This window comes from Alphaproteobacteria bacterium SS10 (assembly GCA_019192455.1).
GTDB lineage: Bacteria > Pseudomonadota > Alphaproteobacteria > TMED2 > TMED2 > TMED2.
On sequence record JAHCML010000007.1, the window covers coordinates 62,167 to 76,612 of the forward strand.

15 protein-coding genes are annotated in these 14,446 nt (G+C 57.2%); 8 read left to right on the plus strand and 7 right to left on the minus strand.

Going from position 1 to position 14,446, the window contains the following annotated elements; translation table 11 throughout:
* From KI792_12460 to KI792_12480, 5 genes are read left to right on the plus strand one after another with little or no spacing between them, the layout of a single operon-like run.
* A complete protein-coding gene (locus KI792_12460; protein ID MBV6633829.1) occupies positions 1 to 1,464 on the plus strand; it encodes an AMP-binding protein in 1,464 nt (487 codons plus the stop codon).
* Positions 1,457 to 2,566, plus strand: coding sequence for an acyl-protein synthetase (locus KI792_12465; protein MBV6633830.1), 1,110 nt, complete (start codon positions 1,457 to 1,459; stop codon positions 2,564 to 2,566). Before KI792_12460 ends, KI792_12465 begins: the two co-directional genes overlap by 8 nt.
* Complete coding sequence (locus tag KI792_12470) at positions 2,532 to 3,833, plus strand: hypothetical protein (GenBank protein MBV6633831.1); 1,302 nt, start codon at positions 2,532 to 2,534, stop codon at positions 3,831 to 3,833. Before KI792_12465 ends, KI792_12470 begins: the two co-directional genes overlap by 35 nt.
* Positions 3,830 to 4,735 carry a class I SAM-dependent methyltransferase gene (locus KI792_12475; GenBank protein MBV6633832.1) on the plus strand — a complete coding sequence of 302 codons (906 nt, stop codon included), beginning with the start codon at positions 3,830 to 3,832 and terminating at the stop codon, positions 4,733 to 4,735. The genes KI792_12470 and KI792_12475 overlap by 4 nt, the downstream gene beginning before the upstream one ends.
* 47 nt (positions 4,736 to 4,782) lie before the next feature.
* The gene (locus KI792_12480) at positions 4,783 to 5,853 is read left to right on the plus strand and encodes a class I SAM-dependent methyltransferase (protein MBV6633833.1); all 1,071 of its coding nucleotides are present in this window, start codon (positions 4,783 to 4,785) and stop codon (positions 5,851 to 5,853) included.
* Positions 5,854 to 5,863: 10 nt separating this feature from the next.
* Here KI792_12480 and KI792_12485 read toward each other — a convergent pair whose 3' ends face one another.
* Genes KI792_12485 through KI792_12500 form a run of 4 tightly spaced genes read right to left on the minus strand, consistent with a single transcriptional unit; the run spans position 5,864 to position 10,142 of the window.
* Positions 5,864 to 6,982, minus strand: a complete 1,119-nt coding sequence (locus KI792_12485; protein MBV6633834.1) for an aminotransferase class I/II-fold pyridoxal phosphate-dependent enzyme — start codon at positions 6,980 to 6,982, stop codon at positions 5,864 to 5,866.
* Positions 6,983 to 7,042: 60 nt separating this feature from the next.
* Positions 7,043 to 8,260, minus strand: coding sequence for a glycosyltransferase (locus KI792_12490; GenBank protein MBV6633835.1), 1,218 nt, complete (start codon positions 8,258 to 8,260; stop codon positions 7,043 to 7,045).
* On the minus strand, positions 8,250 to 9,179 hold the full coding sequence (locus KI792_12495) for a hypothetical protein (protein MBV6633836.1): 930 nt from the start codon (positions 9,177 to 9,179) through the stop codon (positions 8,250 to 8,252). Before KI792_12495 ends, KI792_12490 begins: the two co-directional genes overlap by 11 nt.
* A gap of 6 nt (positions 9,180 to 9,185) precedes the next feature.
* Complete coding sequence (locus KI792_12500; protein ID MBV6633837.1) at positions 9,186 to 10,142, minus strand: SDR family oxidoreductase; 957 nt, start codon at positions 10,140 to 10,142, stop codon at positions 9,186 to 9,188.
* A 147-nt stretch (positions 10,143 to 10,289) separates the two neighbouring features.
* Here KI792_12500 and KI792_12505 point away from each other — a divergent pair, with 147 nt between their 5' ends.
* From KI792_12505 to KI792_12515, 3 genes are all read left to right on the plus strand, one after another.
* Positions 10,290 to 11,138: a TylF/MycF family methyltransferase gene (locus KI792_12505; GenBank protein MBV6633838.1), complete on the plus strand. Its 849-nt coding sequence runs from the start codon at positions 10,290 to 10,292 to the stop codon at positions 11,136 to 11,138.
* Between the two features lie 93 nt (positions 11,139 to 11,231).
* Positions 11,232 to 11,555 (plus strand): hypothetical protein, encoded by a 324-nt coding sequence (locus tag KI792_12510; GenBank protein MBV6633839.1) that lies wholly within the window; start codon positions 11,232 to 11,234, stop codon positions 11,553 to 11,555.
* Positions 11,556 to 11,575: 20 nt separating this feature from the next.
* Entirely contained in the window at positions 11,576 to 12,286 is a 711-nt protein-coding gene (locus KI792_12515; protein ID MBV6633840.1) for an SGNH/GDSL hydrolase family protein, read from the plus strand.
* On the opposite strand, the gene KI792_12520 is transcribed toward KI792_12515, so the two are convergent.
* From KI792_12520 to KI792_12530, 3 genes are read right to left on the minus strand one after another with little or no spacing between them, the layout of a single operon-like run.
* On the minus strand, positions 12,283 to 13,485 hold the full coding sequence (locus KI792_12520; protein MBV6633841.1) for a YcaQ family DNA glycosylase: 1,203 nt from the start codon (positions 13,483 to 13,485) through the stop codon (positions 12,283 to 12,285). The genes KI792_12515 and KI792_12520 overlap by 4 nt on opposite strands.
* A 60-nt stretch (positions 13,486 to 13,545) precedes the next feature.
* Positions 13,546 to 14,031, minus strand: a complete 486-nt coding sequence (locus KI792_12525) for an SRPBCC domain-containing protein (protein ID MBV6633842.1) — start codon at positions 14,029 to 14,031, stop codon at positions 13,546 to 13,548.
* Positions 14,028 to 14,363 (minus strand): winged helix-turn-helix transcriptional regulator, encoded by a 336-nt coding sequence (locus KI792_12530; GenBank protein MBV6633843.1) that lies wholly within the window; start codon positions 14,361 to 14,363, stop codon positions 14,028 to 14,030. Before KI792_12530 ends, KI792_12525 begins: the two co-directional genes overlap by 4 nt.
* Positions 14,364 to 14,446: the final 83 nt, after the last annotated feature.

Below are 14,446 nucleotides of genomic sequence, written 5' to 3' on the forward strand. Positions count from 1 at the left end.
ATGGGATCCGCTAACTTCGCCGCCTATCTCTTTGCGAATCGTTCTTTAGCGCCGGCCCTTATCGATGCGGCCGATGGCCGTGAGGTAACCGACCTCACCACAACCGTCGGACAGGCAGCGGCCTGGCTTGAGAGTGCCGGACTGAAGCCTGGCGATCGTCTGGTTCTCATCAGCACGTTAAGTCTCGACTGCGCCGTGGCCTATTTGGCCGGTCTTTGGGCTGGGTTGACCGTTGTTGCGGTTCCCGATGCGGTTGCCGCTGAGATTTCCAGAACGGTTGAGGCGCGGGCGATCTGGACGCCTAAGGACCCAGCGAAATTAGGCTGGGGTACCGATGCCCTTGTCTTCACCGGTATGCCCCAGGCTGATGGCGCTTGCGATGTTGCTGATCGGCAGGTCGATGATCCAGCGTTGCTGGTCGCAACCTCCGGCAGCTCAAGGACAACCCCGGATTTGGTCCAGCTGACCCATGGTAATCTGGTGACCAATATCGGTGCGGTGATTAAGTCCCAGGACCTAGTCGTCGATGACCGCGCGCTGCTGTTCCTGCCACTGCATTATTGTTTCGGCGTCAGCGTGTTTCTGAGCCACCTCGTGGTTGGTGGCAGCGTGGTCCTGGATCGGCAATTCATGTTCCCGCAGCGGGTGGTCGATAGTGCCGTTGCCCATAGCTGTACGACCCTGGCTGGCGTGACCACCCACTACCGGTCATTACTTGAGCATACGCGGTTTGCCGAGACGCCGTTGCCCAGTCTTAGGCGGCAATTGCAGGCCGGCGGGCCGATTGATGAGGATCTGGCCTCACGCTTACAGGCAGCACACCCAGGGGCTGGCCTCTACTCCATGTATGGCAAGACTGAAGCTACCGCGCGCATCTCAACGCTCCACCCGAATGACCGGGCGAAGTTTAAAGGATCGGTTGGCAAACCGGTTGAGGGTGTTGAAATCAGTCTCAGGCCACTTGATGCCGATACCCCCGATGGTGAAGGGGAGTTGATGATCCGTGGCCCATCCGTGGCGCCCTGCCTTTGGGGGCAGGCGGGTGGTGTTGTGGATGATGATGGATGGCATGCCACAGGCGATTATGCGGCCATTGATGCCGATGGGTTCATCTGGATTAAGGGGCGGCTATCCAACTTCACGAAGCTATCGGGCGAGCGGGTTTCATTTGAAGAAGTTGAGGACCGGGTGCGTTGGTTAAAGCTGGCCCATGACGTGGCCGCCCTGACCACGCGGAATGTTGCAGGCGATGAACAACTGGTCATCCTGCTGGAGGTTGGTGAAGGATCAGGGACGCCATCTGAGAAACCGGACGACGCAGCACAACAAATTAGATTTGCGCTACCCCGAAACTGGCCCATCGATTGCGTGCAATGGGTTGATGCACTTCCCCGCACCTCAAATGGCAAGCTGGCGCGGCGTAACTTGCCGTCGATGATCAGCAAGGAACCTGGCGATGCGTGACGACGCGGCTACCAATGATCAGATCCAGGAGATCTTAAAGCGTCCGGTCTATGACCGGGATGACGGCGCGGTGCTTGACCTCTTTCGCACCCATATTGAGCGCGGGATGGCGTTGAATGAGGGGTACCGGAACTTTGTCGAGCATTGGCCAAAAGATTTTGCCAGCGCTGAGTTGGCGGACTTTCCCTATCTGCCAGTTGGCATCTTCAAACGCGAAGTGCCGTTGGCACTCTGTGAGCCGGATAAGATCACCCGTGTGATTAGGTCGAGTGCCACAACTGGCCAGCAACCAGCCGCCATACCCATTGATTTGCAGACCGGTCGCACAATGGCAAAGAGTGCGTCCCTGATTTTCCAGTCTATCCTGGGTCCGGATCGGCGGCCCTTCCTGGTTATTGATGCGGCATCAGTGAACGCGGCACAGGCCGACCTCAACGCGCGCGGTGCCGCCATCCGCAGCTTGATGCCGTTTGCCAAGACGGTGACCTACGGCCTCTCAGATGATGATCTTGAGCCGCTGATTGATCAGCTGAGCGTCTTCTCAGAAGAGCATGGTGATGAGGATGTGCTGGTCTATGGCTTTACCTGGGTGCTCTGGGCCCGGTTGGTTGACCAGCTTCAGGATAAGGGGATTAAGCTCAACCTTAAGAACGCCAAGGTGCTGCATTCCGGTGGCTGGAAGAAGCTGACAAGCGAGGCCGTGGACAAAGCGACCTTCAATCAAAGGGTGGCCGAGGTGGTGGGCTGCACCCCTGCCGATGTCATCGATTTCTACGGCATGGTTGAGAATTTGGGTGTGGTCTATCCCGATGGGCCAACCGGGTTTAAGCATCCGCCGATCTTTGGTGGGGTGGTGATCCGTGATCCGTTGACGTTAGAGCCGGTATCACCCGGTGAAACCGGTCTACTGCAGGTTTGTAGCATCGTGCCGACCAGCTTTCCGGGCTGGCTCTTGCTGACCGATGATATGGCAGAGCTGGTGGGATACGATGACCCTGAAAGCCGCCGGCCGGGACCCTACTTCCGATTGAAGGGCCGTGCGCCAAAGGCCGAAATTAGAGGGTGCGGTGAAGTCATTGCCAAGCGTTTTGCCAATGCATAGCGATGGCCCGAACATGGTTCTGCGCCCGCAATCCGCCGAGGATGTTCGGGCGGCGGTGGCACCACTGACCCGGGTCGATTTTGAGCCTGAGCGGGACATCCAAGCCCTGGCCGCCTTTGGCGATGCGCTTGAGAAGGCGACGGACCTTCACACCATCCCAGGCTTTGTGTTCCTGCGCCTTTGGCTGCGCCAGGCGTCACTTGAACGGGTGATCGAACAGGATTTTGGGACAGACCAAACGCAAGCCGACAGCATCGTGATGCCACTTGGTGTGGTCAGCTGCTGGCCGGCTGCAAATGTTGAGATCCAGCCGCTCTTAGCAGCCTCAACCATCTTGCTGTCCGGCAATGCCTGTGTTCTGCGCGTACCTAGCGATCTAGTTAAGATCACGGAGCTGTTCTTAAAAACGCTTCGTGAGTCTGACGCTTGGCCCGTATTTGAGAACCGGTTGGTTGCCATGGCAATTGATCGGTCAAATACCGAGCTGCTCGGGGCCATGGCGGCGACGTCTGACGGCGCATCGATTTGGGGTGGTGCCGAGGCAATCAATGCTGTTCGTGCCTTGCCCTTCCGACCCGGCGCACGGTTTGTTGTGTTTGGCCCACGTTACTCAGTCGGCGTGGTGTCCGCTGATATGCTGGGCCGTCCGGATACCCATCAGCTGATCTGTGAGAGGTTGGCCCGGGATGTTTGGCCATTTGAGCAGAATGCCTGCTCCTCGCCCCATGTGCTTTATGTTGAGGCACCGGAGCAGGAACCTGGCGGTGCTTTAGGGGCGGCGGCAACCGGTTTTCTGGATACCCTGAAAGATGCGTTTGAGCGTGAGGATCGGTACCACCCGCGGGAGGTGTTGGAGCCTGTTATGGCGACCTCAGTCTCACTGGTGCGGGCCGAATGGTTGATGCGTGATCAGAACCATGTCGCGGTTCAATCGAGCGCCCCGTCTTGGACGATCCTCGCTGGTTCGTCGCCTGTATCCATGCCCACCTCTGGTTACCGGGTTTTGGTGACGTTGTTCGTCAATAACCTCGATGACGTTGTCGGCACGCTAGACCCTGATGTTCAAACAGTCGGCATGGCCTGCGGCGATGAGGGGCGAGAGCGAAAGCTGGCGCGAAGCCTTGCCTGCCGCGGCGTTGACAGGATTGTCCCGTTTGGGCAAATGCATATCTTCGATACACCTTGGGATGGACATGCAGTCTGTGCATCATTGACCCGCATTGTTCGCCATAATCTTTCAACCACTGCCTTCGGGAGCCAATCATGATGGATGGTTGCGCGTTCTTCTTGGACGCCGTCAAAACCCACGCAAAGCTATTCTATGGTGAGGCTGAGAAGGCGGTTAACGCCGATCGCGAGGTGGCCGGTTGGCTGCTGGATCCGCTCGCAACCTGGGCGGTTGACGCCTATGGCGACGAGATCGCGAAGCCAGCCGCCCAGGGCTATGCGACCTACGCGCTGCACGTCGCGAAATCCCAACAGGCCTATGAGGCGAATGGTTCGTTCAACGATCTGGAGTTGGATGAGATCGTGAACTCCGTCTATGACGAGCCCGGCTACATGGTCCCGTATATGTGGGCGGCGATCCTGATCTATGGCCTGTGGCCGACAATGCAGCCGCATCTGCGCCTGTTCCGCGATGATTTCCTGGCCCATCTACCAGAGGGCGCGACCGTTTCTGAGATTGCCTGCGGCCACGGTGTCCTGTCACTCCTGGCGCTGCAGAGCCGCCCAGATATCACGGTTATTGCCCAGGATATCTCACCCTCAGCGCTGAAGATTGCTGAACGCCTGTCTGCCAGCGCCGGCCTGACAGAGCGGATCGAACTCAGTGTTGGTGATGCAACCGCGCCGACCGATGACCCGCCGGTTGATGCGGTGATCGCGGGCATGCTGGCAGAGCATTTGCCCGAGCCACAGAAGATGTTCCATGGCGTAGCCGACCGATTGAAGCCAACCGGCACAGCGTTCATCGGTGCCGCGTTAGAGTCAGCGCAGCGCGATCATATCTATGAGTTCCACCGGGAGAGTGAACTCGTCGTCATGGCGGAGACGGCAGGTTTAAGGGTCGAGAAGCTGCTGTCCGAACGTGCCAAGCATCGTAATCGCGGTAAGTTCTCACCTCGTGCCTTGGCTATGACGGTTGAGAAGTTCCCGTTGAACGCATAACGCCAGCCCAAACCGCGTTCTGCTGTTTCCCCATCTGAATGTGACCCATGACAACTCTAGTATTTCCAAGCAGCACGCCAGAAAGTCATCGCTACCTTCAGGAGGCGGTGAACAGAGGTGAGCCGGTTGTTGCGGCATCCTCTGTTAAGGCGTCGCTCGATATTGATGGTCTAACGGATCATGCCTTACCGCTAATCAATCAAGACGGGTTTGATGAGGCGCTGATCGCCTTGGTTAAGGCCAATGGGGTAAAGCGAGTTTTCTCACCCTCGGCGGTTGTCTATGTGCACCTTCGCAAACTGATTGAGCGTGAGAATTTACCGCTCCAATTTGTCCAACTGCCACCGATCTATCAGGAGATGGAGCGGCAGACCGATGAGGCAGCAGCGGCAAGGCTGGATATTGAGTATGCGTCCCAGTTTCTGAACGGTGGTGACTTCCTCACCGCGCCACAGCTGCAGGCCCTATTGCGGGCTGCTTTTGGGATTTACGGTGAGTCTTACCGCCATAAGTTGGTTGCACTGGCGGCCTGCGCGTTTACCGCGCCAGCCGGTGACTATGTTGAGATTGGGTGCCTTTATGGCCGGTCCTGTAGCGTGATTGTGCAAGCGCTGAAGATGGCAGGTCGTTCGGATGCCGTGCTTGCGATTGATGCCTGGGCTAGTGATGTCGCCCACCAGACCTCTTTGTCTGATGATCTCGCCGATGAATGGCTATCCCGGGACCTAACCCCCATCGCTGATGCGTTTGATGCCAATCTGATGCCACTGGCAACCAGGGGGCAGTTTAACCGTTTGCGGCTACCCTCAGCGGAGGCACGCCCGCAATATGGTCCCAAGGCGGTCATCTCAACCGATGCATTCGGACCGACCCAGTACACTGGCCAGATCGGTTTTCTGCACATTGACGCCAATCACGATTATGAGGCGGTTAAGGCCGATCGCGATCTGTGGTGCCCACTTGTTAAGCCTGGCGGTTGGATCGTCTTTGACGATTATAATTGGCGCCATGGCGCGGGGCCTGGCCAAGCCGCTGATGAATTTTGCGCGGCGCGTCAGGATGATATCGAGCGATGCGTGTTCTTGGATGGCGCGCTGTTTATCAAGCTTGCCGCCTGAGGGGCGCCGGTTAGTTGAGCGCCGTACTGAGTGTTGAGCAGACAATTTCCACTTGCTCATCAGTCAGGTCGATTGAGAACGGTAGGCCAATCGTCGTTGTCGCCAACGCCTGCGTCGCGGGCAGCGGGTCCCGCGCGATGCCCATATATCCCGGATGGGTATGACAGCCGCCGCGCCACCAACGCCTCGTGTCGATGCCATGGTCATTCAAACGCTTGGCAACCCGGTGGCCATCCCCTTTGACCCGGACACAGCAATAGGATGAGACCCAGCCATCACCATAGGCAGGATGCAGCGAGACGTTATCCATCGAGCCTAACAGCTCTTGATACTTATGCGTGACGCGTTCCCAGGCGACGCGTTTATCCGGCCAATTATCCATGCAGGCCATGCCGACGGCGGCCGCATACTCACTCAACTTGGCATTCCAGCCGCTAATCTGTGCGACAGAGATTTGGTAGAAGCCAAAGTTACCGATCTGCCGGGCGCGTTGGACAAGATCACTATCGGTGCAGACGATAAAACCGCCCTCACCAACGCCAAAGGTCTTGGTGGCGTGTAGGCTAACCGCCATAGGCGTTGGTCCCGGCTTCATCATCTCAGTACTGGCAATGGCATCGAAGGCTGCCGCCGCATCGATCACCACAGGAATGCCGGTTTGTTCGGTAAACCGATCCCAGGCGGCCCGGTCGAGCGGCGCGCCAAATGGGGCGACGGTGACGACGGCGCCGATCTCATCCAGATCATTGCGGTCATAAAGCTGGTCTGGGGTTAGGGCCCAACTATCAATATCCACATCGACAAAGTACGGCTCCAATCCGGCCGTAATCACCGCCGATACGGTGCCCACAAAGGTCCAGGATGGCATCAGGCATTTGCGGCCAGGGACTGCACCCGCCGCTGTTAGGGCAACGGTGATTGCCAGGGTTCCATTTGAGACGCAGGCAATACCCTCTGGGATGACATTGACCGTGTCCGCAATCCCTTGCTCAAACTCAACCAACAAGGGGCCACGGTTGCTGTACCAACGGGTTTCGTCGATCCGCTGAAGATAAGGCAGGATCGCTTCCGCTGGCGGCAGCAGGGGTTTTAGGACGGGGATGCGATTGTTCTTATTGCCGTCGGCCATTGTCTTCTCACCTATATGACGATGATCCAGCCACGGGCTGGTTCTCGTCTTTTCCTCAGATTAACCCCAGCGCGCTTCTGCCCCGGCGATAAAATCATCGGCAAAATGGGTCATCAGATGTCGATCAAAGATACGACGTCGTGTCTCTGCACCCATCGTCGCAATCTTCGTGCCATCATATTCGTCGAAGATTGAGGCAGCGGATCGGTCCGTTCCATTCACCCAATCATCGCCCAGCTCTTTAACGAGAACCGGGGTGTGGTCACTGATGACCATGCAACCATAAGCACCAGCATTCACCACCCGCTCATGCAGGCATTCGGTCAGGTTGGGGTGAGAGTTCACCACTGCCTTCGACCGACCCATCAAGTCACAGAGCTGATCGGCGGGCAGTGCGCCGTGATGTTGAATGCCCGGTTGGGCAGCCGCGGGAATGTCGGAAAAGTCGCCAACCATATGAATACGGAGGTCGCCGATATCTTGCAGCAGCGCATTCACCAACTGTCGGCGCCGCTCATTTCGTGTCACGCGGTCAAGCTGGCTAAGCATTTGAAGCATCCCAAAGCCGGCATTCTTGTTCCGTGTAAAGAACTCCGGGAAAGCCATGTTTAAGGTCTGCTGGAACGCTTCGTTGAACAGATCAAAAGCTGGCCGCTCAACGGGTTTGCGCATCAGTTGGTAAGCAGCGTCCAGTACAGCCGATGCTTCCCTGTTCGACTGATACTGCTGTACCAAGTTGTCAATGGGGTTGCTTACCGTGTTGCCGAGGGGGATCAGAACATCAATATCCCGATCCTCATGGGGCAGATTGGTTATCTCTTTATCCTGGATAAGGGGCGTGTTGCAGAACCTGAAATGTTTCAAGCCGGGCTGTAGCAGCTGCGCCTGCGGTACGAAGGCGGTCTCGACAACCTGGATCAGCGTCTCTGGGTGGCAATTGCCGACCCGCTCCCACATGAAGTTGATGAAGGGCTGATCGGCGACAAACGCCATCGTCTTACAGGGGAATAGATCGTTCAGCCGGGCGTTCTGGAAGTGCTGATGCGCGGTTACCCGCAGGTCCATGAAGAAGTTGGTGTAGTAGATCAGGGTTTCCGGGTCCTGCGCCGCGGTGAACAGCCTGGGCAGGAAGTCCGGTTCGGTGACATAGGCCACCTCTGCTGTCAGGCCGCGCTGACGCAACGCCGATGATAGGCCCTCGGCAAACACACCGATGATATTGTTGTTATTGCCCAGACTTGGAACCAGGCTCAGAACCTTGCCGAAGCTACTGGGCATGGCTTGGGCTCTCCATGTTCATGGTCTTGGCGAACTCGGTAAACCGGTCAAACTGTTGATCGTAGATCCGCTTCATCCAAAAGCTGAGCTTCAGCTTCTCCCAGTTAAACTGGCGGTCCAGGAACTGGTCATATAGAGCGTGCCAGTCGTCAGGTGATTGGCCCAAGAACTCATCCCAATCATCGATAAGCAGGACCGGCAGGTCTTCCAGCTCGCCCATGAAAACCGCCTCCCGCTTAACCACGGGAATAACGCCTAGATAGAGGCAATCCCACATGCGGAAGCTTTCAATGCCATTGCCTCGAGGGCTGATGGCAAACTTCGACCGCGATAGCCGATCAAAGAAATCCGCACGGGAGAGGGAGTACTTCATGAACGCACCCATATGTTCGCACAGGATATCGGGTGCCTCGACCAGGCGCTCTGCCAGGGGTGGTCTGCTTGGGTGGGTGTTCACCGAGAAGTTGGCGTAGCAGAGGATATCCCGCTCCTCAGGTGTGCGGGGCTTAATCGACTGGGCTTCCGTTCTAGACCGGAAGTCGCATCCCATGGGCAGATACAACGCCCTTGGGTCGGTTGTGTTCACGCTACAGCCAGCGATCAGCACAACATTCGGTGGCAGCATGGCCATGAACGCATCATCGATCTCAAAATCGCTTTTGCCCATGATGATTGAGTATATGCCCTGGGCCTGGCCGACCGCTTGGAAGGCTGGTGCCAAGCCACGGACATTGTTCTGCACCAGGGCGTCCAGGCTTACATCCGCTGAGCCGACGAACAGCATCTGTTGACCGGTTGGCACTTGTTTGTGCTGCGCCAAATCGATACCAGCCCGGAGGTAGAAATACTTGTTCTGGAGCGTGTAGATCCGCTCCTCATCCGGGAATGGTGGCTGCTGAATGAAGTCGCGAAGTTTCATCAATGATCACGCGTCGCGCAGCATCTGCTCAAAATAGGCGATGGTTTTGGCCAACCCTTCATCCAAAGGCACCTTCGGCTCCCAATCCAAGTCTTGCTTAGCTTTGGTGATATCCGGGCGGCGCTGCAGTGGATCGTCAGTAGGCAGTGGTTTGAACACCAACTCGGACTTGCTGTTGGTTAGGTCAATAACCTTGTCGGCCAGCTCGCGGATTGTCATCTCAGCCGGGTTGCCGACATTGATCGGGCCGGTGAAGCCGGGCGGCGTATTCATCAACCGCAGCATGCCGTCGATCAGGTCGTCAACGTAACAGAAGCTGCGGGTCTGGTTGCCCTCACCATAGATCTCAATCGGGTCATTATTCAGCGCGCGCATGATGAAATTGGATACCACCCGTCCGTCGTTGGGGTGCATCCTAGGCCCGTAAGTATTGAAGATCCGTAAAACCTTAACGTCGACATTATGCTGCCGGTAATAATCGAAGCAGAGCGTCTCAGCGCAGCGCTTACCCTCATCATAGCAAGCGCGCGGGCCAATTGGATTGACGTTGCCCCAGTATTCTTCCGGCTGCGGTGAGACGGTGGCGGTGCCGTAAACCTCAGAGGTTGAGGCTTGCAGGAACTTCGCACGGGTCCGCTTGGCAAGGCCTAGCATATTGATGGCGCCATGCACCGATGTCTTCGTCGTCTGCACCGGGTCGAACTGGTAATGCACCGGTGACGCTGGGCAGGCGAGGTTGAAAATCTGGTCCACCTCAACATAGAGCGGGAAGGTCACGTCGTGACGCATCAGCTCAAAATTCGGGAGATCCATAAGGTGCTCGATATTCGCCCGGCGACCGGTGAAGTAGTTATCGACGCACAGGATCTCATGCTTACTCTCGGTCAGCCGGTCGCAAAGATGGCTGCCCAAGAACCCGGCACCGCCGGTGACAAGCACGCGGTTGCTGGTAAGGGATGTCATAGAGTTTGAGGATTGGGTCACGTCGCGGGAGGTGACCTCCTGATCCTTTGACCAGGTCATAGCGCTTAGACGGGTATCACGGGTTACAAGCGGGAATGAGGGTACCCCCATCGGCAGGCGGGGCGAAAGCGAAAAGCCAAGCACTCAATGAAACCGTTTTGGTGTCGCCACAATTTTGGTAAGCCCAGCGAAATCAATCTTCAGATAGTGACGAAGCCCGTGGACCCACTAGATACCAAGCCGGTCACCAGTGACCCGCGCTCGCTATACATCAATCTGCTGCTGCGTACCGTGGCCAATACCATCTATCGCGACCGCCCGCAGGTCGATAACCCGGACGTTCAGTTCGATATGACCGCGCGCGCAAATGGTGTCGATTGGCCGTCGGTCGCCCACACCATGATTGGCATCAAGCGACTGAATAGCCTACGCGCGCTATGTGAACAGGCCATTCAGGAGAATATTCCCGGCAATTTCATGGAAACCGGTGTTTGGCGCGGCGGCGCCTGCATCTTGATGCGGGGCATCCTCGCCGCCTATGGCGATACGGAGCGCAAGGTGATCGTGGCGGATTCTTTTGAGGGGCTGCCAGCGCCGAATGCTGAGCAGTTCCCCCATGATGCCGGCGGCACCTATCATGAGTTTGATGAGCTCAAAATCTCGATGAAGACAGTGGCGTCAAACTTTGCCCGCTACGGTCTTTTGGACGATCAGGTGGTGTTTCTGCCTGGCTGGTTCTCAGACACCCTGCCCAAGATGCGTGATCAGCAGTTCGCAGTGCTACGACTTGATGGTGACATGTATGAGTCGACCATCGTGGCGCTCGATAATCTGTATGACGGGCTCTCCCCCGGCGGGTTCATCATCATCGATGATTACGGCAACATTCCCGAGTGTAAGAAGGCGACAGACGATTTCCGTGCCACCCACGGTATTGATGCCGAACTTCACCAGGCTGACTGGACCGGTGTGTGGTGGCGCAAGCCATTGAGTTGATTGCCCAATGGTAAGCTGGTGTGTAGTCTCGTAAGCGTCGAGCTTCGCAGGCGCATCCGCGCCCTCTCTCACCCAAGAATTGCGGCATCTTCCATGAAATCTCTGTTGGTCCTCTTGGCCTTCTTTCTCACATCTTTGCCGCTTACCAGCGCGTCTGCGACTAGCTCCACGGACTTCCTGATTTGCCAGGCCAAGCAGCTTGAGGATGTGGCGCGGGTGGCGCCCGGGATTGATGAGCCTGCCGCCTTCATCGTTGAGGTGCTGTGTCGGGATGAGGCTTTGGCTGTGGCCCGAACCTTGGCTGCTAGCAACGCAGACCTTAAGGCACTCCCGCGGGATGAGGCCTTGGATCAGGCCATGGATTTGGTCCTGCGGCAGACCCGCTTGCGTATCTATGAGTATCGGCGAAATCGCTGACCCGCCAACTCCGGTTCGGCATGATTATCCAAACACTTAGGGCGCTGCTGCTCTTACCTGTGATTATCCCTCAGGCAATTTGGGTTCGGCGTAACGCAACCCGGATGCCAGAAGCGGCGGGACCCCGCCATGGCATGCGCGGCAATGGCCCACCCTTACGCATCCTTGTCATCGGTGACAGTTCGGCCGCTGGGGTTGGGGCGGAGCATCAGGATCAGGCGCTCACTGGCCAGTTGGTGCGACAGCTTGAGGCTAGTCATCAAGTTACCTGGCGGATTATCGCTAAGTCTGGCGGTACCGTTGCCTCAACGCTTGAGATGCTGACGCCAGTGCCCGCTGAAGCATTTGATGTGGCGGTCACCGCGCTCGGCGTAAACGACGCCAAGAATGGTGTTTCAATGGCCACCTGGCAGCGAGAGTATGGTGAGCTGCTCGACCTGCTTGAGCACCGCTTTGGCGTGACCAAAACCATTGTGTCGGGACTGCCGCCGGTTCGGCATTTCCCACTGCTGCCCTGGCCCCTGAAGCTAGTGCTGGGGGAGCGGTCTGAGCAGTTTGATCGCGCACTCGCCAAACTCGCTGATAAGCGTGAAAAGGCTGCCTATCTGCCGCTTAACTTCACCCTGGATATTTCGCATATGGCGAGCGATGGCTTCCATCCGGGGCCCGCGATCTATGCCGAATGGGCTGAAGGCGTGGCGGCGCTGATCGAGGCTGAGCGGACCACCTAAGGGGAGGCACGTAACCAATCTTCGGTGAACTCGACGCTCGTTGCGCCTGTTAGGCCCAGCAGGCGATCCAGCTCTTTGCCTAGGCCATTTGTCCTGGCCTTACCCATTCTCACTTTGGCCTCTGGCCAGAAGGCACGGACGGCCAGGACCTCATCCTCACGCTTCACATCCAACCGGCCGATTAGCTTGTCACCCTGCAGTATCGGGAAGACGTAGTAGCCATATTGGCGCTTGGCCTCCGGCACAAAAATCTCAATGCGGTAGTGGAAGCCAAACAGCCGCTCAGCCCGTTTTCGGTCACGAAGGGCTGGGTCAAAGGGTGATAGCAAGCGCACACGAGAGGATGGTTCGGGCAATCCCTGTGCCTGATCCAGGATAGCCTCGGTGGTGAAGCTGCGCCTTAAGGCGCCATCCGCCATCTCGATATCAATCTCAATGATGCGCCCGCTGGCGAGGGCATCCTGGCACCAGGCCTTTGCCTCGTCCTTGGTGATAATCTCAAAGAACGCCGCCATCTCACCACTGGTCGCAAATCCCAGACGATCAAGCGCGGCACTCATCGCCCAATCGATGATCTCATCCTTATCCAGCCGCTGGTTCAGATAGCTGCCCGGGATCACTCGCTCGGTAAGGTCATAGTATTTCCGAAAACCCCGGCGATGACAGATTGCCAAGCGGCCCGAGCGCCAGAGAAATTCCAGCGCGGTCTTGCTCGGGTGCCAATCCCACCAGCCGCCAGAATTGCGCTTCTCATCCTCCCCCACATCAAGGGAGCTGGTGACGCCATTTTCGTCCACATGGCGCAGTACCTTCTCAACCTCCGCCTGCCAGGCATCACGTCGCTGGGTTTGCCAACGATCCCTCATCCGCTGCTCATCCCGGGCGAATTTTAGGCGCCACTTAGGGTAAGCGGTCATCGGAATGACCGAGGCATCATGGGTCCAATGCTCGAACGCCGTCCGGTCCTTTGCCACCAGGCGCTGAAGAGCCGTTGGTCGGTATTGCTGACGGCGTGACCAGAGGATCAGGTCGTGGGCCCGGGCCAGGGTGTTAACGCTATCCACCTGCACAAAGCCAAGCCGGTCCAAGACCCCATCCAGATCGCGCCCCTTACCGGGCCCGGACTCTGACCGCAGCAATAAATGCCGATCCAGGAACAGCCGCCGGGCCTGCTGATTAGTTAGATTGGGCGTGGTCATGGCTCTTTGTCGCTAAGGCGGCGGCAACGGCCAGTAGGGTTAAGTGGCTGGCGCCTGATCTCAACCGAGGGTTTTGGCGAATTCAGCCATTTTGTCAAAGGCCTGATTCCAACCGCCATCGCCAGCGGTGCCCGCAACAACACCTTTATGGACCATGATCATGCGGGTCTTGTCGCCAGCTTCTGTTAGCTCAACAATCACTTCTGTGATGTCGGGGAAGTCGTTCGGCATACCCATGGCCTGTGGTGACAGGATGTTGCCCGCCTCATCGCACATACTCTCTGTGTAGATTAGGCGATTAGGCGCGCTCACCTCTTTATAGACGCCGGTGAACCACATCGTCATTGAGCGTTCCGGCGTCTCCATCGCCATACAGACCTTGCGTGTTCCGCCGATGCGCACATCCATCTCAGCAACGGGCACAGACATGCCACGCGGTCCGTACCACTGTTTAAACAAAGAGGGATCAGTCCATAGCTGCCAAACCATGTCGATTGGGGCATCAAACTCACGTTCGATCCGAACCCATTCCGGTTCATCATTCATGATGTCTTATCTTTCATCTCGCTAAGCAGCAGATCCATCTTCTGCAGCCGAGCATCCCAGATGTGGCGATACTGGTCGGTCCAACTCGCCACCGCTTTCAATTGTTCTGTTTCAAGATTGCACGGGCGGAACTGTGCTTCCCGCGCCTGGCTGATAAGGCCAGCCGCCTCCAAGACTTTGATGTGCTTCGACACGGCAGGAAGTGACATCGAGAATGGCGCCGCCAACTCATTCACTGTTGCTGTCCCCTCAGCCAGCCGCGCCAGAATGGCCCGTCTTGTCGGGTTGGCGAGGGCGGCAAAAGCCGCATCGAGTGCTTGGTCATCCGTCATATCTGTTTAATAAACTATCTGGTTAATTAAGCAAGTGGTTAAAAGATGGCTGAGCCAGATCACCTGATGCTGAAGTGCTGTGA